At 56.3% G+C, this 25,033-nt stretch carries 23 protein-coding genes; 8 read left to right on the forward strand and 15 right to left on the reverse strand.

The annotated features are described in order from the left end of the window. Positions 1–73: 73 nt before the first annotated feature. Positions 74–424 carry a PadR family transcriptional regulator gene (locus BR04_RS05245; RefSeq protein ID WP_496354949.1) on the forward strand — a complete coding sequence of 117 codons (351 nt, stop codon included), beginning with the start codon at positions 74–76 and terminating at the stop codon, positions 422–424. A 15-nt stretch (positions 425–439) separates the two neighbouring features. Next, positions 440–1,645, forward strand: coding sequence for a chromate efflux transporter (gene chrA, locus BR04_RS05250; RefSeq protein ID WP_496354950.1), 1,206 nt, complete (start codon positions 440–442; stop codon positions 1,643–1,645). Between the two features lie 202 nt (positions 1,646–1,847). On the opposite strand, the gene cydC is transcribed toward chrA, so the two are convergent. The 8 genes from cydC to BR04_RS05290 all read right to left on the reverse strand — a co-directional run bounded on the left by cydC (position 1,848) and on the right by BR04_RS05290 (position 10,936). Continuing rightward, positions 1,848–3,545, reverse strand: coding sequence for a thiol reductant ABC exporter subunit CydC (gene cydC / locus BR04_RS05255; RefSeq protein WP_496354951.1), 1,698 nt, complete (start codon positions 3,543–3,545; stop codon positions 1,848–1,850). A 124-nt stretch (positions 3,546–3,669) separates the two neighbouring features. Beyond that, positions 3,670–4,383 (reverse strand): ABC transporter ATP-binding protein, encoded by a 714-nt coding sequence (locus BR04_RS05260; RefSeq protein ID WP_496354952.1) that lies wholly within the window; start codon positions 4,381–4,383, stop codon positions 3,670–3,672. Further along, complete coding sequence (locus BR04_RS05265; protein WP_496354953.1) at positions 4,377–5,183, reverse strand: ABC transporter ATP-binding protein; 807 nt, start codon at positions 5,181–5,183, stop codon at positions 4,377–4,379. Before BR04_RS05265 ends, BR04_RS05260 begins: the two co-directional genes overlap by 7 nt. Next, positions 5,180–6,136 carry a branched-chain amino acid ABC transporter permease gene (locus tag BR04_RS05270; RefSeq protein ID WP_496354954.1) on the reverse strand — a complete coding sequence of 319 codons (957 nt, stop codon included), beginning with the start codon at positions 6,134–6,136 and terminating at the stop codon, positions 5,180–5,182. The genes BR04_RS05265 and BR04_RS05270 overlap by 4 nt, the downstream gene beginning before the upstream one ends. Then, positions 6,133–7,038 (reverse strand): branched-chain amino acid ABC transporter permease, encoded by a 906-nt coding sequence (locus tag BR04_RS05275; RefSeq protein WP_496354955.1) that lies wholly within the window; start codon positions 7,036–7,038, stop codon positions 6,133–6,135. Before BR04_RS05275 ends, BR04_RS05270 begins: the two co-directional genes overlap by 4 nt. A 127-nt stretch (positions 7,039–7,165) precedes the next feature. Then, the gene (locus tag BR04_RS05280) at positions 7,166–8,284 is read right to left on the reverse strand and encodes a branched-chain amino acid ABC transporter substrate-binding protein (RefSeq protein WP_496354956.1); all 1,119 of its coding nucleotides are present in this window, start codon (positions 8,282–8,284) and stop codon (positions 7,166–7,168) included. Between the two features lie 230 nt (positions 8,285–8,514). After that, positions 8,515–9,939 carry an adenosylhomocysteinase gene (gene ahcY / locus BR04_RS05285; protein WP_496354957.1) on the reverse strand — a complete coding sequence of 475 codons (1,425 nt, stop codon included), beginning with the start codon at positions 9,937–9,939 and terminating at the stop codon, positions 8,515–8,517. A 52-nt stretch (positions 9,940–9,991) separates the two neighbouring features. After that, positions 9,992–10,936 (reverse strand): ArsR/SmtB family transcription factor, encoded by a 945-nt coding sequence (locus BR04_RS05290; RefSeq protein WP_496354958.1) that lies wholly within the window; start codon positions 10,934–10,936, stop codon positions 9,992–9,994. Positions 10,937–11,332: 396 nt separating this feature from the next. Here BR04_RS05290 and BR04_RS05295 point away from each other — a divergent pair, with 396 nt between their 5' ends. From BR04_RS05295 to BR04_RS05320, 6 genes are all read left to right on the forward strand, one after another. Beyond that, positions 11,333–11,647, forward strand: coding sequence for an Hpt domain-containing protein (locus BR04_RS05295; protein ID WP_496354959.1), 315 nt, complete (start codon positions 11,333–11,335; stop codon positions 11,645–11,647). Next, positions 11,637–12,836: a PP2C family protein-serine/threonine phosphatase gene (locus tag BR04_RS05300; RefSeq protein WP_496354960.1), complete on the forward strand. Its 1,200-nt coding sequence runs from the start codon at positions 11,637–11,639 to the stop codon at positions 12,834–12,836. The genes BR04_RS05295 and BR04_RS05300 overlap by 11 nt, the downstream gene beginning before the upstream one ends. Before the next feature lie 55 nt (positions 12,837–12,891). Further along, a complete protein-coding gene (locus BR04_RS05305; RefSeq protein ID WP_496354961.1) occupies positions 12,892–13,320 on the forward strand; it encodes an ATP-binding protein in 429 nt (142 codons plus the stop codon). 94 nt (positions 13,321–13,414) lie between these two features. Then, entirely contained in the window at positions 13,415–14,203 is a 789-nt protein-coding gene (locus BR04_RS05310) for a class I SAM-dependent methyltransferase (protein WP_496354962.1), read from the forward strand. Between the two features lie 26 nt (positions 14,204–14,229). Then, the gene (locus tag BR04_RS05315; protein ID WP_496354963.1) at positions 14,230–15,114 is read left to right on the forward strand and encodes a UbiA-like polyprenyltransferase; all 885 of its coding nucleotides are present in this window, start codon (positions 14,230–14,232) and stop codon (positions 15,112–15,114) included. Beyond that, a complete protein-coding gene (locus BR04_RS05320; RefSeq protein ID WP_496354964.1) occupies positions 15,115–15,708 on the forward strand; it encodes a UbiX family flavin prenyltransferase in 594 nt (197 codons plus the stop codon). Between the two features lie 51 nt (positions 15,709–15,759). Here the strand turns inward: BR04_RS05320 and BR04_RS05325 are convergent, their stop codons facing one another. The 7 genes from BR04_RS05325 to BR04_RS05355 form a co-directional block, all read right to left on the reverse strand. Continuing rightward, entirely contained in the window at positions 15,760–16,536 is a 777-nt protein-coding gene (locus BR04_RS05325) for a hypothetical protein (protein ID WP_496354965.1), read from the reverse strand. Positions 16,537–16,688: 152 nt separating this feature from the next. Continuing rightward, entirely contained in the window at positions 16,689–17,153 is a 465-nt protein-coding gene (locus BR04_RS05330; protein ID WP_496354966.1) for a YaiI/YqxD family protein, read from the reverse strand. Positions 17,154–17,339: 186 nt separating this feature from the next. Continuing rightward, positions 17,340–18,632, reverse strand: coding sequence for a TolC family protein (locus BR04_RS05335; RefSeq protein ID WP_496354967.1), 1,293 nt, complete (start codon positions 18,630–18,632; stop codon positions 17,340–17,342). 48 nt (positions 18,633–18,680) lie between these two features. Continuing rightward, on the reverse strand, positions 18,681–21,800 hold the full coding sequence (locus BR04_RS05340; RefSeq protein WP_496354968.1) for an efflux RND transporter permease subunit: 3,120 nt from the start codon (positions 21,798–21,800) through the stop codon (positions 18,681–18,683). Continuing rightward, positions 21,800–22,909, reverse strand: a complete 1,110-nt coding sequence (locus BR04_RS05345; RefSeq protein WP_496354969.1) for an efflux RND transporter periplasmic adaptor subunit — start codon at positions 22,907–22,909, stop codon at positions 21,800–21,802. Before BR04_RS05345 ends, BR04_RS05340 begins: the two co-directional genes overlap by 1 nt. An 81-nt stretch (positions 22,910–22,990) precedes the next feature. Then, positions 22,991–23,512 carry a MarR family winged helix-turn-helix transcriptional regulator gene (locus tag BR04_RS05350; protein WP_496354970.1) on the reverse strand — a complete coding sequence of 174 codons (522 nt, stop codon included), beginning with the start codon at positions 23,510–23,512 and terminating at the stop codon, positions 22,991–22,993. Between the two features lie 174 nt (positions 23,513–23,686). Continuing rightward, positions 23,687–25,030, reverse strand: coding sequence for an MATE family efflux transporter (locus tag BR04_RS05355; protein ID WP_496354971.1), 1,344 nt, complete (start codon positions 25,028–25,030; stop codon positions 23,687–23,689). Between the last annotated feature and the right edge of the window lie 3 nt (positions 25,031–25,033).

The following is a 25,033-nucleotide window of genomic DNA, read 5'->3' on the forward strand; positions in this document are numbered from 1 at the left end:
TTTATATGAAATTGTTCTTGACTGTACACGGAAATCATATACGGTTATCGTAACAAAAAAAACGGAGGTTCCCATGGACAAAGACACGCTCAAAGCCCTGCAACGCGAAATTCTTCTTGGGTTCTGGAAAATCCACATCCTCTACCATGCCACCGAAGAACCTGTGGTGGGGCAATGGATGCTGAAGGAACTCCGACGCCACGGCTATGAGGTCAGTCCCGGCACCCTGTATCCCATCCTGCACCGCATGGAAGCCCTGGGCTGGCTCCGGAGTGAAACGAAAAACGATGCGGCCTCCCGCAGCAGACGCTCCTTTTACACCACCCCCCTGGGAGAGGAAATTCTTTCCATGGCCCTGATTCAGGTTCGGGAGTTGATGCAGGAAACCCGGATTCAGGATGCCTTCCCATCGCCTGAACCCTGAAAGGAAAAAACGCCCATGACAGACAAGAAGTTCCAGAATCGCAGCCCTATGGCCGTCTTTCTCATCTTCCTGCGCCTTGGCCTCACCTCCTTTGGCGGCCCCATCGCCCATCTCGGATACTTCCGGGAGGAATTTGTCAGCCGTCGCAAATGGCTGACGGAAAGAAGCTACGCCGATCTCGTGGCCCTCTGCCAGTTCCTCCCGGGGCCTGCCAGCAGTCAGGTGGGGCTTGCCATCGGCCTTTCCCAGGCGGGCTATACCGGAGCCTTTGCCGCCTGGCTGGGGTTCACCCTGCCCTCGGCTTTTGCCCTCATTCTCTTTGCCCTGGGCATTTCCCACTATGGGGAGCTGCTTTCTTCCGGCGTTCTCCACGGCCTAAAAATTGTCGCCGTGGCCGTGGTGGCCCATGCGGTGTGGGGTATGGCCAAAAGCCTCTGCACGGACACCCTGAGGATCAGCATCATGACCCTTGCCACCTGCTGGGTGCTCCTCTTTCCCACGGCTCTGGGACAGATGCTGGTGATCCTTGGGGCCGGAATTTTCGGCACTCTTTTCTTCAAACCCAAGGCCTCCACAGCCCAGGACAGCCTGCCCCTGACCCTGGGCCGGAAAGCAGGTTTTTTCTTTCTTTTCCTTTTTTTCCTTCTCCTCGGAGGCCTGCCCCTCCTGGCCAGCCTCTTCCCGCATCCGGCCCTGGCCATGACCGATGCCTTCTACCGTGCAGGCTCCCTCGTCTTTGGAGGCGGTCATGTGGTGCTGCCCCTCCTTCAGGCGGCGGTGGTGCCCTCGGGCTGGGTGAGCGGAGACGCCTTTCTTGCGGGCTACGGCGCGGCTCAGGCCGTTCCCGGCCCCCTTTTCACCTTTGCAGCCTTCCTGGGTGCCTCCATGCAGCCCCCCCCATCGGGCCTCATGGGCGGTCTCCTCTGCCTCGGGGCCATTTTCCTGCCCTCCTTTCTTCTGGTTTTCGGCACCCTGCCCTTCTGGGAAGGCTTACGCCGCAGCAGCCGTATGCAGACAGCCCTTGCGGGCATCAACGCCGCCGTGGTGGGCCTTCTCCTTGCCGCCCTCTACACGCCGGTGTGGACCAGTGCCATCTTCAGGCCCCAGGATTTCGGGCTTGGTCTCATCGCCTTCATCGCCCTCATGTTCTGGAAACTGCCGCCCTGGCTGGTGGTGCTGGGTGCGGGGGCGGGAGGATGGGGACTCAGCTTCTTCAGCTGAAATGCCTTTCTTCCTTGTTTTGCTCTTCTGATATTGGGCAATCCCCAGGATTTGCGGGGCTGTTTTTTATACTCAAACAGCCATAGAGGCGGACATGCACTTGCCATATCAAGACGAATTGCAAAAAGGGTATTCTTCTGGCCCACAAGAAGGACATAAACCCGCAGGAGAAAGCCATTTTTGACTATGCAAGGGATAAATTTTACGGATTTTGAACCAGAAGAGGGCTGGCCCCTTTTCCGGGGTCAAGTTCATGGTGATGGGTAAAGTGGCCTGGCAGGGCCTGATGGCTGATGATAATGAGAATACCGTCCCGCTGCCGCCTCCGGAGCATGGCAAGCAGGGCCTCTGCGGTGGGGCTGTCCAGGCCTTCAAAGGGCTCGTCCAGAATGAGAATGGACGTTTCCAGCAGAAGCAGCCGTGCCAGAGCCAGTCTTCTTGCCTGACCGCCGGAAAGTCCGGTGGCATAGGCTCCCAGGGGGGTATCCAGTCCTTCGGGCAGAGTCTCTGCCCAGTCGGCGAGCTGTACATCGGCCAGCAGCTCCCAGAGCACCCCCTCTCCGGCCTGGGGTCGGGCCAGGGCCAGATTCTCTCCAAGACTCAGGGGAAAAAGGTGCAGCTCCTGATCGAGAAGCCCCACATAACGGCGCAGACAGCCCTCTTCAATGTCTTCCATGGGAAGGCCATTCACACGCACCTTTCCGGATACGGGGGAAAGCCAGCCTGCCATGACCGCTGCCAGGGTGGATTTCCCGCAGCCTGAAGGCCCGCACACCCAGAGACTGTCCCCTTTTTTCAGATCCAGAGACACCCCGTCCGGCCCGTTCAGCGCGCCCTGCTGACGGGCGTGGACGGCATCCAGACAAAGACTGGGATCCCCCGGAAGTGCCGTGATCCCTCCTTTTTTTTCCTCCCCGCCCTCCCCTTGCCCCAGTTCCCGCAACCGTGTCCTCGCTCCCAGGGTAAATCCTAAGGCCTGAAAGGTCTGGCCAAGGGGAAGCATGGCTTCCACAAGACCCAGCAGCACACAAGAGAACCCCGCAAGCAGGGCGGCAGAAAGGCTTCCCCCCTGAACGGCCTTTCCCCCGTACAGCAGCATCAGCAACAGCCCTGCGGAAAGAAAAAGAAACACAAGAAGCTGGGCAAAAATCCCCAGACAGCGTAAGCGCCACTGGTTCTGAAGCACTTCCCTGTCATGGCCGGTCAGGGTGCGCAGACGCGCCGTAAAGGCCCCTGTGGTGCGCAGGGTGAGCAGACCTGCCAGGGTTTCCATAAAATACTGTCTGCGTTCTCCGGCTTTCCGGGTCTGGCTGCGGGCAAGGTGCAGGGCGGGAAACAGAAGAAGGGGGGGCAGAATAACCAGAAGAGAAAAAAGTACAGCTGAAAAAATCAGACCCAGGGGAAGGGAAAAGAAAAACAGGGTCAGCAGAAAGACAAGCCCCAGAAAAAGGGAGCAGACCCAGGGAGCCAGAACCCGCAAAGGCCACTGATCCAGCAGGTCGATGTCCGTCAGCATCCGCTGCATGAGATCGCCGCTGCCAAACCGGGCCAGCCGGAAACGGTTCATGCGGGAAAGAAGGTCAAAAAGCCAGAGCCGTAAATGTGACAGAAGCCGCAGGATACCGTCATGGGAAACGACGCGCTCACCGTACAGGGCCAGGGTTCGGACAATGGCCAGCAGGCGGATCAGGGCAGCAGGCTGAAAATAGTTGAAGGTGTGCAGGGTAGCAAGGTGAAGACCCGCCACCCCTGCTGCGGTGAGAAACCACCCGGAAACCGCCAGCAGAAAAACCGCAGCCCCCAGCCCCAGAACCCCCAGAGCCAGCCCCAGAAAGCCCATGATTCCCTGCTGTACCAGAAGGGAGCTTAAGGAGAGAGGTTTTTCAGGGGCGGGCTTCACCAGGTTTTCCTCGTCGAGAGATGTCCGGAAATCTCTTTTTCAGACTTTTGGGGGATGAGGGTGGGGCAGAGGATCGGCCAAAGATCATGAGCTGCGCTGTTTCACCACCCCGATGCGGGGAAAATCAGGCTCCGTGGCCGCCCAGGTAGGCTGAATGCACCTCGGGATTGGCCAGAAGATTCGGGGCCGTATCCGCCAGCACCACCCGGCCCACCTCCATGACATAACCCCTGTGGGCCAGACGCAAAGCCGCCCTGGCATTCTGCTCCACCAGCACCACGGTGACCCCGCTCTCGTTGATCTGACGAATGGTTTCAAAGATGGCCTTGATAATGAGGGGGGCAAGTCCCAGGGAAGGTTCATCCAGAAGAAGCAGGCGGGGATGGGCCATGAGGGCCCGGCCGATGGCCAGCATCTGCTGTTCGCCGCCGGAAAGGGTTCCGGCCAGCTGTCTGCGTCTTTCCTTTAAAATGGGAAAAAGGGTGAAGATCCAGTCCCTCGTTTCCCGATCCCTCTCCTTATCCTTGCTGGTGAAGGCCCCAAGACGCAGGTTTTCCTCCACGGTAAGGGTACCGAAGACCCGGCGACCCTCGGGAACCTGGGCGATTCCCATTTCCACGATGCGGTGGGCGGGCAGGGTGTGCAGGGGCCTGCCGTCAAAGAGAATCCCGCCGGATGCGGGTTTCACAAGCCCGCTGATGGCCATGAGGGTGGTGGATTTCCCCGCACCGTTGGCCCCTAAGATACTGACGATCTCCCCTTCGGAGACCTTCATGTCAATGCCGTGCAGGGCCTCCACATTGCCGTATTTCACCACAAGATTTTCAAGGCTCAGCATGGGCTTTCTCCGTCTCCGTTCCGGATTTCCTCACAGTCCTCTTCCTCAACGCCGAGATAGGCCTCAATCACCCTGGGATTGTTCTTCACCTCCTCTGGGCTGCCTTCGGCGATTTTTGTGCCATACTCGATCACCACAAGCTTTTCACAGGCCCGCATCACAAGACCCATGTCATGCTCGATGAGGAGTACGGTGATGCCCATTTTCCCGATCTCCCGGATCAGGGTGAGCAGCTCCGCCGTTTCCTGATCGTTCATGCCCCCTGCGGGTTCGTCGAGAATGAGGAGTCTCGGCCCGCTGGCCAGGGCCCGGGCTATCTCTAAAAGCCGCTGCTTGCCATAGGAAAGGCTGGAGGCCGGAAGACCCGCCTGTTCCCAGAGCCCCACAAATTCCAGCATCTTCCGGGACGTTTCCAGGGCCTGTTTTTCCTCCCTGCGCTGCCCCGGTGTCCGGAGCATGGAGGTGAAAATGCCGGACTTCATGCGGCAGTGGCAGCCCGCCAGCACATTCTCCACCACGGGCATGTTCTGAAAAAGACGGATGCTCTGAAAGGTGCGGGCAATGCCCATTTCCACGATTTTATGGGGTTTTCTGCCTTTGATGGAAACCCCGTCAAAAAGAATATCTCCGGAATCCGGGGTGTAGTTGCCTGTGATGAGGTTGAACACCGTGGTTTTTCCGGCCCCGTTAGGCCCGATAAGCCCCACTACGGAACCCGCTTCCACGGAAAAACTCACCCGGTTCACCGCTGTGAGGCCGCCAAAGGTTTTCACCGCTTTTTCAAGGATCAGAAGACTCATGCCGGACCTCCCCGTTTCCGGATCACACCGGCGTACTTACGCACAAGGGGCGGCAGCAGTCCCTTGTTGCGGAAAATCATCATGAGCACCATGGCCGCACCGAAAAAGAGCATACGGGCGTCGGCAAAATTCCTGAAGATTTCCGGCAGGCCCACCAGCAGAAACGCCCCCAGAATAACGCCGGGAATGCTGCCCGCCCCTCCGAGAATCACAATGGCAAAGATCAGAACGGATTCCCAGAAATTGAAGGAACCCGGCGAGATGGTACTCATCTTGGCGGCGAACAGGGTGCCCGCCATGCCCGCCCATACCGCACCGATAACAAAGGCCGCAAGCTTGTAGGAGGCCGTGGGAATGCCTGAGCCTTCGGCTGCGGTGTCGTCTTCCTTGATGTAGTTGAGGGCCCGTCCGAAGCGGGACTGTTCCAGACGGTAGAAAAACCAGATGGTGAGCAGAAGAAAACCACCAATGAGATAATAGAACTGCCAGGGTCTGCGGATGCGGATATCGAAAAGTTCCGGCCTTGGAATGCCAAAAATCCCGTTGGAACCGCCGGTCAGGCCAAAGATATCGTTTTCCAGGGCAATGCGTACGATCTCCCCCACACCAATGGTGACAATGGCCAGATAATCCCCCCGCAGGTGGATGATGGGCCGGGCCACGATGAGGGCAAAAATCCCTGCCGCAAGACCTGAAAGGGGCATGGCCCAGAGGATGGGCACATTGTAACGGGTGGCGAGAATGGCCGCCGTATACGCCCCCACCGCGTAATAGGCCGCATGGCCCAGATTGAAAAGCCCCGTGTGTCCCACAATCCAGTTCAGGCTTAAGCCTAAAAGGGCATAAAGCCAGATATCGTTTAAAACCCCTATCCAGTAGGGATTGTCAAACAGCACGGGAAAGCAGGCAAAAAAGGCCAGAAGAATACTTAAAATCACATGTTTCTGATTCATAGCTTGTCCGCCACACGTTCTCCCAGAAGGCCCCGGGGACGCACCAGAAGAATGAGGATGAGCACGGCAAAGGCGATGGCGTCCTTCCATGCGGTGGAGATATAGGCGGCTCCCATGGCTTCCAGCACACCGAGAAGAAGCCCGCCCAGCATGGCACCGGGAATGTTACCGATACCGCCGATGATCGCTGCCGTAAAAGCCTTGAGGCCAAAGACCCAGCCCATGGTGAAGTTGATCTGACCGTAATAAATGCCCACCATAACCCCTGCGGCAGCGCCTAAGGCCGGGCCGATGAGAAAGACGATCTGGATCACCCGATCCACATTGATGCCCATGAGCCGGGCCGCGTCCTGATCAATGGCTGCCGCCCGTATGGCCGTCCCCATGCGGGTTTTCTGCACAAAACCATAAAGCCCCGCCATCATGAGAATGGAAACGAGAAAAAGCAGGATACGCAGAAGGGGAATCTCAACACCCAGAACGGAAAGGGGCATGTTGGGAAAAATACCATGGGGATAAACCTGAAAGCGGGCTCCGTATACCAGCATGATGGCATTCTGCAGAAAAATGGATGCCCCCAGGGCGGACACAATGGCCGAAAGCCTTGGGGAGGAGCGCAGGGGCCGGTAAGCCACCCGCTCCAGCAGCACTCCCACCAGAGCCACCATGCCCATGACCAGAAGAATCAGTACCAGCACCCCGAAAAAAGGCCCCAGAAGCTCCGTAAAGGCAAAGACACCGAGAAAGGTCAGCCCGAGATAGGCGCCCATGGTAAAAAGCTCGCCGTGGGCAAAGTTCATGAGCTTCATCACCCCGTACACCATGGTGTAGCCCAGGGCGACCAGGGCATAGATACCGCCAACGGCCAGACCGTTGAACAACTGCTGCAAGAAAAAATCCATGGTTCTCTTCCCGGAAAAAACATCAGAATCCAACATCCATGCAAAGGGCGGACAGGAGCGGGCCGCCTTCCTTATCAGAAAGCGGCCCGGAACAGTTTATGCGTCCGACCGGCTGCCTCTCTGGAGCTTAGGGCATCAGCACAAAGGCACCTTCAGGGCTGACCTGATAGACCCGGTACACGTCACCGATACGATCCCCATCGTCATTGAAGGAGATGGTTCCCGTAAGGGCGGGCATATCCTTAAGCTGTTTGTGCATATAAGCCGCCACATCCTTTGTTTTGGTGGAACCGGAGCCTTCAATGGATTTCACGATGGTGGTGAAGGCATCCCCTGCCAGAACAGCCCAGATGGAGCCGGGCAGTTTCCCGTATTTATTCTGGAAGGCGCTCAGGAAGGCTTTGGCTTCGGGCGTGGGCAGATCCTGGGGAACCGGAGGGCTTAAGAAGTAGAAGCCCTTGGCCGCCTGCTTCCCTGCAATCTCCACAAGGTCGGGGTTGTTGGTGGCGTCCCCGCCCATCATGGGTACATCCCAGCCCATTTCCATTTTCTGGCGGAGGAGAAGTCCGGCTTCAGGATAATAGCCTGTGAAAAGAATCACATCAGGACTGGCGGCCCGCATACGGGTGAGGATGGTGTTGAAATCCCGCTCTCCCGGAGTCAGGGCGTCAAAAAAGACAATCTGGCTTCCCTTGGCCGCAGTGATGAATTTTTGGGCGTCATCGGCAAGCCCTTTGGCGTAGGAGGTGTTGTCGTGGAGAATGGCAATTTTTGAAAATCCCATACCCTTCAGGGCCTTGGCCGCCACCATGGCCTGCTCGTCATTTTTGGGACAGGTACGGAAAAAATAGGGCAGCCCCTTTTCCGTCAGCCGGTTGGAGGTGGCACCGTTGGCAACCTGGATGATTTCATAGTCATCATAAATATTCTGGGCCGCTTCCGCCACGGAAGAGCCATAGGTACCGATGGCCGCCACCACCTTGCGGGTGGCCAGTTTCTGGGCTGCCAGGGCTGCAGCACGGGGATCACCGGCATCATCTTCCACCACAACCTCGATCTTTTTACCGAGAACCCCGCCCTTGGCATTCACTTCATCGGCCATCAGGGTCACGATGTCCCGCATATCCTGCCCTTCACTGGCCCAGGAACCGGTCATGGGCGCCATGAGACCGATACGGATGGTCTGGGCAAAAACGGGAACCGTCAATAAGGATAAACCTGCCAAGAGACACAGAATTTTTTTCATGTTTTCCTCCCTGTTGCATTAAGGATATCCGGAAAAACAATGGATACAGTGAATTTTTTCATTTAGCAGAGGGGTACAAGCCCTGTCAATTGCTTTGTTTGCAAGATGTTTTCCAATATCTCTTTGATTTTCATAGGCTTTTGCTGCAATGCAACCAGAGAAGAGGCTGGGGTGCCGTCTGAACGGGCACAAAAAAAGGCGTCCTCCTGCGGGAGGACGCCCTGTCCGGATCAGTAGCGGTAATGCTCCGGTTTGAAAGGCCCTTCGGGGGAAATTCCCAGATAGGCCGACTGTTCCGGTGTCAGCCGTGTCAGCCGCACACCCAGGCGGCCAAGGTGCAGGCGTGCCACTTCCTCATCCAGGGTTTTGGGCAGGGTATAGACCTCTTTTTCATGGGGCTGGGTGGCCAGAGCAATCTGGGCCAGGGTCTGGTTGGTGAAGGAGTTGCTCATCACAAAGCTGGGATGCCCTGTGGCGCAGCCCAGATTCACAAGCCTGCCCTCGGCCAGCACGATGATGGAACGACCGGACTTCAAAGTCCATTTGTCCACCTGGGGCTTGATGTTGAGCCGCTTGCACTCCGGCGTGTTTTCGAGGTAGGCCATGTCGATTTCATTGTCAAAATGACCGATGTTGCAGACAATGGCCTCGTTTTTCATGGCTTCCATGTGGCTGGCCGTAATGACATGGTAATTGCCCGTCGCGGTTACAAAAATATCGCCCATGGATGCCGCTTCTTCCATGGTCAGCACCTCAAAGCCTTCCATGGCCGCCTGGAGGGCGCAGATGGGATCGATCTCCGTCACCAGCACCCGGGCTCCGAAGCCCTTCATGGAACGGGCGCAGCCCTTGCCCACATCCCCGTATCCGCAGACCACCACCACCTTGCCTGCGATCATCACATCCGTGGCCCGCTTGATGCCGTCCGCCAGAGATTCCTGGCAGCCGTAGAGGTTGTCGAATTTGCTCTTGGTCACGGAATCGTTCACGTTGATGGCGGGAAAGAGCAGCTCGCCCTTTTTCTGAAGCTGATAGAGACGGCCCACGCCCGTGGTGGTTTCTTCGGATACGCCCCGGATCTTTGCCGCCATGCGGGTCCACTGACCGGGATCCCTTTCATAGGCCAGACGCAGGCGGTCGAAAAGGCATTTTTCCTCCAGGGAACCCGGTGTCCGGTTGAGAAGGGAGGGATCCTTTTCCACGCGCACCCCCTCATGGATGAGCAGGGTGGCATCTCCGCCGTCATCCACAATGAGATCCGGGCCGGAGCCGTCGGGCCAGATGAGGGCCATCTCCGTACACCACCAGTAGTCCTCCAGAGTTTCGCCCTTCCAGGCAAAAACCGCTGCGGAACCTGTCGCAGCAATGGCTGCTGCCGCATGATCCTGGGTGGAAAAGATGTTGCAGGAAGCCCAGCGAATGTCTGCGCCTAAGGTTTTTAAGGTTTCAATGAGCATGGCCGTCTGGATGGTCATGTGCAGGGAACCTGTGACCTTGAGGCCTGCCAGGGGCTTTTCCTTCCCGTATTTTTCACGGGCTGCCATGAGACCGGGCATCTCGTTTTCCGCAAGCTGCATTTCCTTGCGTCCAAAATCCGCCAAGGCCATATCCGCAACCTTGTAGCCAAGGCTCAAATCCAGGGCTGGAACCGTCATGGGAACTCTCCTTCATTTTTCTTATGGGTAGATAAATCTGGGATGACACTTTTCAGGGTAAAATCCGGGACTGCGCATCCGGCTGGATCCGCACACAGCGGTAAAGATTCAGATCCAGTTCCGAAGGCAGGGTAAAGGTTTCCACAGAAGCCAGATGGAAACCCGCAGCATCCAGAAAACGGGCAATGGTTTCTTTGGGGAACCCGAGCCAGCGATCTCCGAAACGCTCCCTCAGGTACTCGTTTTCGTGCTTGTCAAAATCCGCAATGAGCAGAAGGCCGCCAGGCCGGAGAATGCGGGCCGCATCCCGGATACCGCCTTCGGGGTCAGGCAGATGGTGAAGGGCCAGGGAAATCACCGCCAGATCCGCCACATGATCCGCCACGGGCAGATGCTCAATGGCTCCGATGCGCAGATCCGCGTTGAGCCCTTCCTTTTCACAGCGTCTTCTGGCCTCGGCCAGCATTTCCGTGGAATAATCCACGCCAATGACCTTAGCCGCCTGACGGGCCAGTCCCCGGAGCAGCTCGCCTGTGCCGCAGCCAAGATCCACAGCCAGCTCCGGTTTTCCCGCAGCAGCCAGCAGGGTCTGGTTCAGATCAAAACCCCCCAGAATTTCCCGCCGCAGACAGTCCCAGTCCGTCACAATGGTGTCAAAGAAGCGGGAGGTGCTTTTACGCCGGGCTTCCAGGACTTCTGCCGCACGGATACGGTCTGCCGCAAGCTCCGGCTCCTTTTCCATCCATTCCCGGATGGCTGCGGCAAAGCGCTTCCCGCTGCCTCCGGCAGGCACACCGTAAAAAGCCCAGACCCCGTCCCTGCGGCAGGACAGCAGGCCAGCATCGGTCATGATTTTCAGGTGCCGGGAAATGCGGGACTGCCCCATGCCCATGACGGCCACAATCTCATTGACACTGAGTTCATGACGGTCCAGGATATGGAGGAGACGGATTCGGGTGGGATCGGACAAAGCCTTGCAGAATATTAAAATATCCATATTTCTTGATATCTCCTAAACAGGCCCTCAGGTCAAGTTTTTTATCCATCGCATTCCCATCTTCCCCCTTCTTCAGCTTGCGGCTTCATGCAATCCCCCAGGGCCAGAGCCAGAGTCCGGAGGCCATTTCAAATTTTCTGCCCTGGCAGGACTTGCCGGTATCCCCCCCTAAAAAAATTCTGACACCTGTCCTGGCCCAGCCATGCCGTTTCAGGTCTTGCCTTTGCTTCCAGGCCCTTTCCCTGAAAGGCGATGCCCACCCTCCAAAACACCGTTCCAGATGCCGTTTTAGACTTGCGGTACACCGTTCCACAGTCTAAGATATTGAAGAAAATAAAAAGACTGCAACAGCCCTTCCGGATCTGTTTTTTTCCCTTTCCCTCCAGGAGCACACCCATGACGGATTTCCAAACCCTCGCCGATGAACTCGGACTGGATCTTGCAGATTTTATGGAGTTGACACAGCTTTTTGTGGAAACCACCCTGGCGGACATTGAGCGTCTGCAAAGCGCACTGGAAGCCCGGGATGCGGGAGCCGTCACAGAGGTGGCCCATGCCATCAAGGGAGCTTCGGGCAATCTGGGATTCAGAGCCATCTATACCCTGACCCAGGTTGCGGAAAAAAAGGCCCGGGAGGGAAATCTGGACGTCCTTGGATCCCTCGGCAAAAGACTGACCCAGGAACTGGAAAGTATCCGCAATGCCCTCTGAAAAACAGGATCCCGCCGTATTTTCCGACACGGACATGCTGGAAGATTTTTCACTTGAAAGCCTTGCCTTTGCCCCTCCCGAAGGCATTACCCTTCTGGTTGTGGATGACAGTCCCATCAACATCCGGATGCTGGAGACGGCCCTTTCCAAGGAAGGCTATGAAATTTTTACGGCGGATAACGGGCCGACAGCCCGGGAACTGGCCGTTAAGCATCAGCCGGACATTATTTTGCTGGACATCATGATGCCCGGAGAAGATGGCTTTTCGGTGATCCGTTTCCTGAAGAGCAATATCCGGACGGCCAATATTCCCGTGATCTTTCTTACAGGCGTCAGTGAAATTGAATCCAAGATCGAAGGGTTCAATCTGGGGGCCGTGGATTATATCATTAAACCCTTTCATCCCATGGAAGTCCTGGCCAGGGTGCGCCTGCACCTCAAGCTTTCCCTCGCCACCAACTCCCTCATTGCCACCCAGGCCCAGAAACTCCGGCAGATTCATCAGGCCCAGACCTCTTTTCTGGTACTTCCTGAAGCCCTGCCCCAGGCCCGGTTCGGGGTATTTTATGAATCCCTTCAGGAAGCCGGGGGAGATTTTTACGACGTGATCGCCATATCAAGGGACATTCATGCCTATCTTGTGGCGGATTTTTCGGGGCACGACATCAGCACCGCCTATCTCACGGCCGCCCTCAAGGCCCTGATGAAACAGAACTGCACTCCCATCTACCAGCCATCGGAGAGCATGAAGCTCATGAACGATGTACTGGTGGAAATTCTGCCCGATGACAAGTATCTGACCGCTGTCTACGCCCATCTCAACCGTAAAACCCTGAAACTGACCCTGGTCAATGCCGGGCACCCCCCCGTGGTGCATGTTCCCGCCGACGGGCCTGCTAAGCTGATCCGCATGGACGGGGATATTCTGGGGATCTTCCGCAACGCCATGTTCAGCGCACAAACCTTAAGCGTTAAAACCGGAGACCGTTTTTATCTTTACACCGACGGCCTGGTGGAAAGCAGCCTGAACCGTTCCGTCTGGTTTCAGGCCGCAGAACGTATGCTGGATACCTGTGAGGCGGTTCGCAGACTTCCCATTGAAAGGGCGGTCAGGCGTATCCGGGACATTCTGCTGCCACCGGAACTGCATCCCGAAGATGACATCGTATGCCTGGGAGTGGACATATGAGACACACAGCCCTTCTTCCTGACCGGATATGGCAGCAAAACCCATGGGGTCTTCCATGAGCAAGCCCCTGTTCCTCATAGAGGAAAAATCCATGGGCTTTTGCATACGCATGGCTTCCAATATGGAAAACATTGACCGGGCCAGTGTGGAGACCCAGGCTTTTCTGCACAGACATGGCCTGGACAGCCTGGTTTTTTCCATCTGTCTCGGGATGCGGGAAGCCCTTACCAATGCCGTGCGTCATGGCAATGCGGGAAATCCCGCTGCCATCATCACCTACCATCTGAACTTAACGGATAAAAGCATTGTCCTTGAAGTGCTGGATCAGGGCACAGGCTTCAACTGGCGCAGCCCTCCGAAAAACGACCCCCATGCGGAAAACGGCCGGGGGATTCATATCATGAAAAATTATTTCAATCTGTTCACCTACAACGAGAAGGGGAATCACCTGATCCTTGAAAAACACATCCCCCAGCGCTGCTGAAAACGTCCCCCTTCTTTTCTGTCCGAAGATCCCGATCTTTTCATTCCACGGTTTTTTTCTTGCACCCGGATGGCAAATTGCCTAAAAACAGCCCATGGCACATGTTTTCGATCCCAAAGATACCGAAGCTTATGTGAAGTGGCGACAGGGATGCAGCCAGCAGCGTGCAGCCGATACGGAATCCCGTCTTCTCTTTGATCTGCTGCGGCCCAACCGGGGAGACTCCATTCTGGACATTGGCTGTGGTACCGGAGAAATCATGGAAAGCTGCATTGCCATGGGGCTGGATACGGCGGGCATTGAACCCTCTCCCTCTATGCTGGATCTGGCCCTGCAACGGCTGGGCGACCGGGCCAACCTTTTTCAGGGCTATGCGGAAGACCTGCCCTTTGACGACAACTCCTTCAACCATGCCTGTTTTTTCACCACCCTGGAATTTGTCGCCGATCCCCGCAAAGCCCTGGAAGAGGCCTTCCGTGTTGCCAAGGACAGGGTCTTTATCGGTGTGCTGAACCGCTACGCCATCAAGGGCCTGCAACGTCGTATTCAGGGGCTTTTCGGACGGGGCATCTATGCACGGGCCCACTTTTTCTCCCTCTGGGAGATCAAAGCCATGGTTCGGGAGCTGCTGGGGGATGTCCCCATCACCTGGCGTTCCATCTGCCTTTTTCCCGAACCTTCCGGCCCCCTGGCCTGCTCTCTGGAGCACTGGCCCATTTCCCAGCGTATGCCCTTCGGTACCTTTGTCGCCATGGTGATTACCCTGAAACCCCGGTTCCGTCTGCGTCCCCTGGCCCTTCCCTATTCTTCCGGATCCCGCTATCAGGAAGGTCTGACAGGCTTTGCCGCAGATTCCGTTAAAACCCTGAGCAAAGACCCCTGAGTAGAACCCCCTTACAAGAGGATTCCATGCCTTTCCTGCAAAATGCCCTGCGCAGCACCCTCACCTATGGGCGCATGATCAAGTTTTCCCATTCCGTTTTTGCCCTGCCCTTTGTTCTGTCCGCCGTGGTACTGGCGGGCCGGGAAGTGCGTTTGCAGGGATTGCCCGTTCTGCTTATTCTCATCGCTGCGGTGGCGGCCCGTACCGCAGCCATGGGGGTCAACCGCATTGTGGATGCCGCCCTGGATGCCAGGAACCCGAGAACCGCCATGCGGGAAATTCCTGCGGGTAAGATTTCCACCCACGCCGCCCTGCTGCTTGTCCTGCTTTCCAGCCTGATCTTTGTGGCTGCGGCCTTTGCTCTGAGCCCCCTGTGCGGCAAACTGGCCCTTCCCGTTCTGTTCTTCCTTTTCGGATATTCCTATACCAAACGCTTTACCCTGTTCTGCCATTTTTATCTGGGCCTTGCCATTGCCCTGGCTCCGGCCGCCGCCTGGGTCGCCCTTACCGGCACCCTGGCTCCGGAAGTACTGCTGCTTTCCGCCGTGCTTTTCACCCATATTGCGGGCTTTGACATGCTCTATGCCTGCCAGGACGCGGACTTTGATCAGAACGCGGGCCTCCATTCCATCCCCGCCAGACTGGGGATCAGAAAGGCCCTTCTCCTTGCACGCTTAACCCACCTTGTCTGTGCAGCCTTTATTTTCTCGCTTTACCCCGCCTTTAACCTCGGCCCGGTTTTTCTGATCGTTGCCCTTGTGGTCTGCGGGCTGCTCATCCTGGAACACCGCATGGTGAAAGCAGAGGATCTCTCCGGTATTCCCATGGCCTTTTTCCATGTAAACAGCGTCATCAGCCTGCTGCTTTTTCTTGGCATTGTTCTGGATCTCTGGACAGCGAAAGGCTTTTAGATGCGCATTGTACTGGCCATCACCGGGGCTTCCGGTGTGCTGTACGGCATCCGTACCCTGGAATGTCTGCTGGACGGCGGGGTGGAAGTCCATCTCATACTCTCCGATTCCGGCAAAGCCGTACTCGCCCATGAAATGGGTTCCGCCGATCCCCAGGAGCTTCTCCGGAAACGGGGACGGGTCTCCGCTACGCCCCACCTCCACGTCCATGATGTCCAGGACTTCTTCACGCCTCCGGCATCGGGTTCCTTCAGACATCAGGGCATGGTCATCGTACCCTGCGCCATGCGCAGCATCGGAAATCTTGCCGCAGGCATCGGCGACAATCTCATCCACAGGGCAGCGGATGTGAGCCTCAAAGAAAAAAGGCCCCTCATCCTGGTTCCCAGGGAGGCGCCCTTCAATGCCATTCACCTTGAAAATCTCCTGACCCTGCACAGGGCAGGTGCCACCATCCTGCCCGCCAGCCCCGCTTTCTACAACCATCCCCAGAATGTGGAAGCCCTTGTAGATACGGTGGTGGCCCGCATTCTGGATCACCTGGGCTGCCCCCAGAATCTTGTGCCCCAGTGGCAGGAAAGCCCATTGCCATAACCTGAAATATCTGGGCCAGAGCAAAAAAAGCCCGCTTTTTCTGCGAAAAACTCAGCTCACACGCTCGACCCTTTCCCCAGTCACCAGAAACAGACGCCTGCCCAGTCTTTCCTCCGCATCCATATTGATTTCCCCCAAAGCCTCACTCAGGGCATAGCCTTCCTGAAGACAGAACACCTCGGCCATATCCACGGAAAGGGGGGCTTCTTTTTCAAGAAGTTCCCGTATCCGCTGAAGGGATGCCGGAAGCTCCCGGAACCGTTCAAGACTCTGGGGAGGGATAAGGGCTTCGGGAAGACAAGGCGCCTCCACGGGTTCTTCGGTCTGCCGGAAAGCCTCTTCGGGAGAAAGGGAGAGATCCGGAACCGCATGGCCTGTTTCCGGAGTTGCATGGGGAACAGGGGGGATTTTTTCCACCGTCTTCTCTTCTGAGCCCGTATCGAAAAGCCAGTTTCCGGGATCAATTCCCCCGGCGGAATTCCCTTCGTTTCCGCGGTTCGTATCTGAAGAGGCGGGCGTATCCTTCCTTTCTGCCGGATCCGTTTCTCCATTACCGGGCTTGAGGATGCTGGCCCGCTCTGCTTCGGAGAGCCCTTCTTCCTGCATTCGGGAAAAGGCGGCCCTCCGCCGGCTGCGTTTTTCCCTGTAACGGGCCTGCATGAAGGGAAGGCCGAGAAGGAGCCAGAGGGCCGCTGCAAAAAGCAGCAGAATCTGGACTGCCATCAGGACGGCATGACCGGAAGACCAGATGTTCAGAATCAGAGCCAGGGCCAGGGCCGCAAAGGCGGCGGGATAGGAAAGAAACCAGGGAAGGATGGGGCCGGACATGCAGAACACCTCCTCAGTGCACGGAAAGTTTATGGGGGATGCTGTCGGGTTCAAAGGCTCCGATGATACCTTCTGGGTGAAAGGAGGTAAAGCCTGGTTTCTGAAAAATCCGGCCTCTTTTTTCTGAAAAACAGTCTCTCCGGAGTTTTCCCCTATCCTCCGGAAGGATGCTGACGCCGGATGGCCTGAATGATCTCATCGAGTTTCTGAAGAAACCGGGATCTGTCCTTTGGCCCCATGGGTTTCGGCCCGCCGGTGATTTCCCCGGCTCCCCGCAGTTCTGCAAAAAGATTGCGGCTGGCCACCACATCCCCGATATTGCTTTCCGTAAAGGGCTTTCCCCCGGAACCGAGGGCAGAGGCCCCCTTGGCGATGCAACGGCTGGCAAGAAGCACATCGGCGGTAATCACGATGTCAAAGGACTGAACCTTTTCAACAATCCAGTCGTCCGCCGCATCAAAACGCCCCCCGACCACCTGGAGCCGTATCCCCCTCTCATTGGGAATCCGCATCGGCGCATTAGTGACCAGGGTCACGTCAAGACCATAGCGGCGGGCAACGCGGTAGACTTCTTCTTTTACGGGGCAGGCATCGGCATCCACAAAGATATGCAGCACGGAAAACCTCTCAATCTCTCACGTTCAGGCATAGTGTTTTACATGCCGGAATCAAAACGCCCGGCTGAATCCACCGGGCGTTCTAAAAATATCCCAACGTCATTTCACAGGGATAAAAAACTGAAAGGACGTTGGGACAAGACACAGAAAGCGCGACATGGCACCTGTCCGGACATTTCCGGAGCCTCAGAAGGGCCTGTCCAGATCCGCAGCCAGATGCCGGATACGCAGGGCGGTTTCCAGATACCCCGTCCGGGCCACAATACGGTTGGCCCGGGCCTGGGAAAGATAGGCGATGGCATCAAGAAGATCGGTCGCTGTGCTCACCCCTTCCCTGTAACTGTATTCCGTTACCCGCTGATGCTCTTCCGCCTCGGCAAGCCCTGCTTCGGCAACCTTCAGGTTGTCCTCGGCCACCCGGGCATCCAGAAACAGGGTGTCAAGCTGCATGTCCAGGGTGTCCAGAAGTTCCCGCTGCTCATGATCCATACGGCTGACGGCCAGACGGTTCTGCTCCACCACAGCGGGCTTTTTCAGGCCGTCAAAAAGATTGATGGAAAGGGAGAGGGTCAGCCGGGTCTCATCCTTCGTATTGTCCGAAAGCGCATAATTATCCGCTGACTGCCCATGGGACAGGGCCAGATCCGCCCTGGGAAGATAGGCACTTTTTGCCTGACGCAGGCCTTCTTCGGCCATGGTTTTTGAAAGGGCCAGAATTTTCAGCTCACTTCTGCCTGCCCGCATCCGCTCAGACAGAACGTCTTCCTTTTCCAGGGAAGGCAGCCTGTCAAAATCGGAAAAATCCAGATCCGAAAGCTCCAGATCCAGCCCCGTCGTGCGGGAAAGCTGCTTCATGGCCTTGGCAACCGCAGCGTCCGCCCGTACCCAGCCCTGTTCCGCATCGTCCAGCACCACCTTGATCTTGAGATAATCGGCCTTGCGGATGACCCCCACCCCATGACGGCTCCGGGCATGTTCGTATTCCTGGCGATACAGACTCCGGGCATTTTCCGCCACTTCCCGCTCCGCAAGCGCCCGGTGTACCGTAAGAAAGGCCAGAGCGGTTTCCAGACGGATATCCTGACGCAGCCCTTCCAGCAGGGCTTCCTGTACGGCGACCCTGCTGCGGGCCATCCCCAGAAGACTCTGATCCTGAAAACCGGAAAAAAGATTCCATTTAGCGGCAAGCTTCCATGCAGCGTTTTCATCGTTTTCAAAAAGGGTGCTGTCGTTCAGACGATGGGCGGTGTAGGAGGCGTCCACTCCGGGAAAAAAAGCCGCCTTTTTCTCCTTTACCCCTTCTTCGGCCTGACGTCGGGAAATCTCGTACATTTTCAGAATATCCCGGTTTTCCAGGGCTGCCTCCATGAGGCTGGACAGGCAGCGGTTTCCCTCCGATGCCAGAACCAGTCCTGGGAGAAGGAGCAGCAGGACAGGCAGGCAAAGCCGGATACCGGATCTTTGCAAAAAATTTTTCATGGGGAATCTCCCTTTATTCGGCATATTTTCATAAAACCGCAGGTATTTTCAGGTAAAGGCACTGTCATCCCGTTTCTTCTCAAAACCAATGAAAAAGGCCAGAAGCGCGGGAATCACAAACAGGGTGAAAACCGTGGAAAGGGCAAGCCCCCCCAGAATGACACTGCCCAGTCCCCGGTACAGCTCACTGCCCGCGCCCGTGGACAGGGCCAGGGGCAGCATACCGAAGACGGAGGTGGCCGCACTCATGAAAATGGGCCGGATACGGGTACGCACCGATTCCCGAACCGCTTCCACACCGGAAAAGCCTTCGTACCGCACGTTGTTCAGGGACTGGTGCACAATGAGAATGGCATTGTTGACCACCGTCCCCACAAGAATAATGAAACCCAGCATGGTCACCACGTCAAAGCCCTGGGGGGCCACATAGGCATCCACAAGCCGCAGGCCGATGAAACCTCCGGCTGCGGCGAGAGGGACGGTGAACATGATGATGAGGGGATAGAAAAAATTCTCGAACAGGGCCGCCATGAGCAGATAGGTGATGGCCACGGCGAGGAGAAAGTTCCACTGCAGGGCGTTTCGGGTCTGGGTCAGCTTGTCCGCGTTGCCGCCAATGCCGATCTCCACACCGGGAAGGCGGCCCGCCTCCTGCATGGGGCGGATCACCGTCTGGCTGATCACATCAATGGCCTCCTGGAGAGGAATGGTTTCCGGCGGGGTCACCTGAAGCCGCACATGGCGTTTTCTTTCCAGATGGTTCACCTGGGTCATGCCCTGGGTATAGACCAGACGGGCCACATCCCCCACCCGCACCAGGGAGCCATAGGGATTCACAAGGGGGGTGTTGAGCAGGGCCTCGGGGGTTGCCACCCGGTCTTTGGGGCCCTTGAGCACCATGTCCAGCTGACGATCCCCTTCGGGCCGGAACTCATCAATTTTCCTGCCATCCATGAGCACGTCAACATACACCCCCAGGTCATTTTCCGTCAGACCACTGGCCGCCAGCATCTCCTTTTGCGGAATGAAGTTCGCTTCAGGATAGGCCGTTTCCAGAGAAGGTATGGGCCGTACCTGGGTTCCCTGCATGGCTCCCATGATGGCCCCGTAAAGCTGCCCGCCTGCGGCGATGATGCGATCCAGATCATCCCCCGTGATATCCACGTCGATGGTGCGGCTGCCGCCCAGATCATCCTGGAAGATACCCGCCTGAAAACTGACCCCGAACATATCCGGAATCTGACGGATAATGCGGGTAAAAAGGGGGATGAGACCTCCGGCCTCCGTTTCATGGGCCGATACCGCTCCCACAAGACTGAGCTGCTCCGTGCCCACGTACCACATGTCAGAAATCCGGGGGACACCGTCCTTCCACTCCTCCTGAAAATAGGGCCGGGTTTCTTCCCTGATGAAATCCCCCACAGCCTTCCGTTTTTCCACGGAGCTGCCCGGTGGCGGAATGAGAATATTGATAACAAGATTCCGGTTGCCCTGAGGCAGGTATTCCGCCTTGGGCGCCAGCCCCAGCACAATGACCACGGCAATCCCCGTAAAAGCCAGCACACAGAAAATGCGGGTCAGCCAGTTTTGCAGGAAAAACCCCGCTATCCGCATGATGTTCAGGTGAATGAAAGCACCAAAGGCGTAAACGATTCCTGTTTTTTCCTGTACGGGTTTTTTGGCGTATCCGTAAAGACGGTTCATGATGGTGGGAATGACGGCTATGGACACAAGAAAACTGAAGAGGATGGCAAAGGTGATGGCAATGGCGATATCCCGGAAAAGCTGCCCCGCCTCTTCCTGAATAAAGATAACGGGAAGAAAAACCGCCACCGTTGTGGCTGTGGAGGCAAAAATGGCCCCCTGCACCTCCAGCGCCCCGTCATAGGCGGAGCGGAAGGCAGACTTCCCGAGGCTCCGGTGGCGGTCGATGTTCTCCAGCACCACAATGGCGTTGTCCACCAGCATCCCCACGGCAAAACTGATCCCCGCAAGGCTCACCACATTGAGGTTCCGGCCAAAAATCCAGAGAAAAATAAAGGTGCCGATGATGGAAACGGGAATGGCCACCGCCGTGGTCAGGGTGGCACTGATGCTGCGCAGAAAAGTGAACAGCACCACCACGGCGAGAATCCCCCCCACAATCACATTCTGCTTCACAAGTTCAATGGCTTTCAGAATATAGGAGGCATCTTCGTACACACAGTGCAGCCTGAGTCCCTGATCCTTCAGCATTTTTCCGTTCATTTCATCGATGACGGACAGCACCCGCTCCACAACAGCCACCACATTGGCGCCTTCTTCCTTGCGAATACCGATGGCAATGACGTCATCCCCGTTCTGCTGTACGGAAAACTGCACCGTCTCATAGCCGTAATAAGCTGTGGCAATGTCTCTCAGATAAACCCGCTTCAGGCCGTCATCAAAGATCACCGTGTTAAGCGCCTCTTCCGGTGTCTGGAACTGACTTACGGTGCGGATACGGTAATCCTTCTTGCCGATACCGAGCACCCCGGCGGAGACGTTGCGGTTGGCCCCCCGGATCCGGGCCGTCACCTGGTCGATGGTGAGCTTGTTGCGGGCCATCTTCTCCGGATCAATTTCAATATGAACTTCAGTTTCCGTCCCGCCGCCCACAAAGAGCGCGCCCACCCCCTCCACACGTTCAATGTGCTGACGCAGTTCATTTTCAAAATAACTGCGGTAGGTGTTGATATGGCGGGGGTTGTCCGGCAGGGTTTTCAGCATCACCCACATCACCGGGTTGGACTGGGCTCCCGACGCTTCAATGGAGGGATTCTGAACGTTATCCGGATAACTCCCCACCTCGTTCATCTTGTTGGAAACCCGCAGCAGAGCGGCATCCAGGTCGCTCCCCACGGGAAAGGTCAGGGTGATCTCCCCGTAGTTGTTGTAGGAGGCACTTTCCATTTTTTCGAGTCCCTGAAGACCCTTGAGAGACTCCTCCTGCTTTTCGATCACTTCCTGCTCCACCTCATAGGGGGTGGCTCCCGGCCAGAGGGTACGCACGGAAATTTTGGGTTTTTCCACATCCGGCGTCAGCTGTTTCGGGAGTTTGGAAAGCCCGATCAAGCCGAACAGCAGTATAAGAATCACAGCCACAGCCACAGTAATGGGCTTTTCAATGGCATAGCGAATGGAATCCATCAGTTCTCTCCCCTTACCGTTACAGCCTGTCCGGGACGCAGGCGCTCATTGCCTTCCACCACCACGGACATCCCGCTTTTCAGACCATTGGCAAGCAGCCCCATCTGACGGCCCTCATAGGTCAGCACCGTGACGGGCATGAACCGGGCCTTGCCTTCCTCAATCACATAGACCCCGTTCCCGCCGGGGCTTCGCACCAGGGCATCCCGTGGGGCCAGGATGGCCGCCCGCTTTTCCGAAACCGGAACCCGTACCGTGACGGACATATTTTCCGCCAGAGGCCCTGTATAGGGAAAACGCAGGCGCAAGACCACATTTTTGGTTTTAGGATCCGCCACAGGCCGGATTCCCTCCATCACAGCCGTGCCTTCAAAGGCATAGGCATGGAGCACTACCGGGAGCCTTGCTCCCTTTTCCGCAAACCGGACCACGGATTCCGCCACAGCCACCTGCACGAAAAGCTCATCCAGCCGCCCCAGACGGCAGACGGGCTGGCCGGGCTGGCTCCAGTCTCCCATATCCACAGATTTTTCCAGAACGAGACCGTCAAAGGGCGCCCGAACCGCATATTTTTCAAGACGGATTTTCAAAATTTCGATTTCCCGGAGCTGAGCCTCCCGTTCTTTTTCCAGACCGGCATAGGTAAAACGGAGGTCATCATAGGTGGCCTCGCTGGCGGCTTCCTTGCGGAACAGCTCCGTATAGCGGTCAAGGTTTTTCCGGGCATGTTCCATGCGCACGTCGAGCTGGGCCAGCTTCGCCTGCTGCAGGCCCAGCTGGGTCTCCAGCACCCGGCTATCCAGCCTGACCAGCACATCCCCCTCCCGAACCCGGTCACCTTCCTTAAAATGTACGGAAAGCACCCGGCCTCCCTCTTCCACGGAAAGACGGCTTGTGGTTTCAAAATACAGGGTACCAATCATCTCCGCGTGCTCTGCCACCACACCGTCTCCGACCCGGCTCAGCACCACGCCGGCTTCCGGCCCCTGGGCATGGGCACTTCCCAGAAGCAGTCCGAACAGTATCCCGCATCCAAGCAGCACCGCTTTTTTCACCGGTCTTCTTTCAGGAGGGCGTATCACAAAGTATTGTCTCACAGATCTTCTCACAGGGGGTTCTCCTTGTTCCAGTGTATGCATCAGAATGGGCTTTTTATTCTCCACATATGCTTTTCTGCCTGCGCGGAGGGCTTAACGTTCCGGCGCCTCTTCCTTCGGCTCAGGAGAGGACAGCAGCTCTTCAGAAAGAGCCCGGCCCCGACCGATACGGGCCGTAATCTTTTCCATCAGCTCCAGGTGCTGCCTGCGTTCTTCGGCATCCAGTACCTCCAGGATATCCCGGCTATAACGCTGTTTGATGGATCGGTGATCCATGAAAAGGCGCTCCCCGCCAACGCCCAGGGACACCCGGACAATGCGGCGATCCTCCTCGGAACGCGTCCGCACCACAAGATCCTTGGCGACCAGCTTGTCGATGATGGCGGTGAGGGTACTGCCGCCGATAAAAAGATGCTCTGCGATATCTCCCATGCGGGACGGCCCGTTTTTCCCGAGAAAAACCACCACCTGCAACTCTTGCAGACTCACCCCCGTTTCAATAAAAATGCTGAGGCAGTTCTGCTCCAGCACCCGGATACTGTACAGCATCTGCTCCATAAAACCCGTAAGGCGGCAGACCTGTTCTTCCAGAAGATCCTCTTCAATCCTGGCCATCTTTAATTTCCGATCCTCATTTATTTCTGATTCTCATTATTTCCGATCTTTAAAATTTCATTTTTTGAAATTTTTTTACGCTTCTCTTCCATACCTGTCAAAGAATATTTTGCAGGTTTTACAAAACAGAAGACATCCATCTGTCTCAATACGGATCAGGTACGCTTTCAAACATCAGCTTTTTAACAATAAACCAGGTTTTTTGAGGCCTTCCATCTGACGCAGGAAAAGAATCAATACCATCAGGGAAAAAACGATGTTGGAAAAAGGCAGAGCCAGCCATACGCCATAAAGCCCCATGGATTTGGGCAGCAGACTCAGAAAGGGCAACTGGATAGCCATATTGCCCAGTGCAATGAGAATGGCTTTCTGCGCCATGCTCATGGACTGGAAGAAGCTGGATACCAGAACAATGAAACCATCCAGAAAAAGGGCAAAAAGATGCAGGCGCATCCCCAGAACCGCTGCATCAAAAAGATCGGAATCGTCCTTCACAAAAATAGAAACCGCCCACATGGGATAGAGAATCAGAGAAAAGGCCAGCAGTATTCCCGTCCCCAGAACCACCAAAAGGCTCAGCCGCACCACTTTACGAATCGCCCTGGTCTGGCCGGCACCGAAAAAATAGCTTATCAGCGGCTGCATCCCCCCTGCCACACCTTCGGCAAACATATAGTAAAAAGCCAGCACATAGCCCACAATAGCAAAGGCTGCCACCTGTACCGAACCACCGTATTTCATGAACAGGGTATTATGCAGCAACACTTCAAAACTGATATAAAGATACATGACAATGCTGGAAAAACCGGATCCCAGAATAGCGGCCCACAGACGAGGATGGACTTTCAAATGTCTCAGACCCAAAGAGACTCCACTGTAAGGCCCAAGGATGAAAACCAGGCCGATAAGAACAGAAAGAGCCTCAGCCATTACCGTGGCCAAGGCGGCACCTTTCAGGCCCCACCCCAGATGGGCAAGAAAAAGATAGTCCAGTGCGATATTTCCAAGCGCACCGGTAACAATACAGACGGTGGCAAGCCTCGGGGCTCCGAGATTGCGGATCCAGAGAGGCAACGCAATACTGGCCATCACCAGGGGAGCCCAGATTCCCATAACGAAAAGATAGTCCATACCCAGAGTTTTTACGAAAGCACTGGCTCCTTGCAGATTCAGCAAAGAAGAACTCTTCTGAATCAGCAGGAAACCAGTAAACATGCCCAGAAGCAGCAGAATCCAGAATCCCTGCCCCAGAACCCGCCCCATTTTTTTCCTCTCACCGCTGCCCTGAAGAATGGCACACTGAACACCGGTTCCCATCCCCACCATAATTCCCATGCCAAAGAGAATCCCGACCCAGGGCCAGACCATATTGATGGCTGCCAGGCCCTCCACGCCAAGGAAATGGCCGATGAAAATTCCGTCTGCAATCTGATACATACCGCTGACCATGAGTGCCGCTACAGAAGGGATGGTATACCGCCTGAAAACCATTGTGATGTTTCTCGATTCTATCTTCATAAC

It is taken from the genome of Desulfobotulus sapovorans DSM 2055, assembly GCF_059569355.1.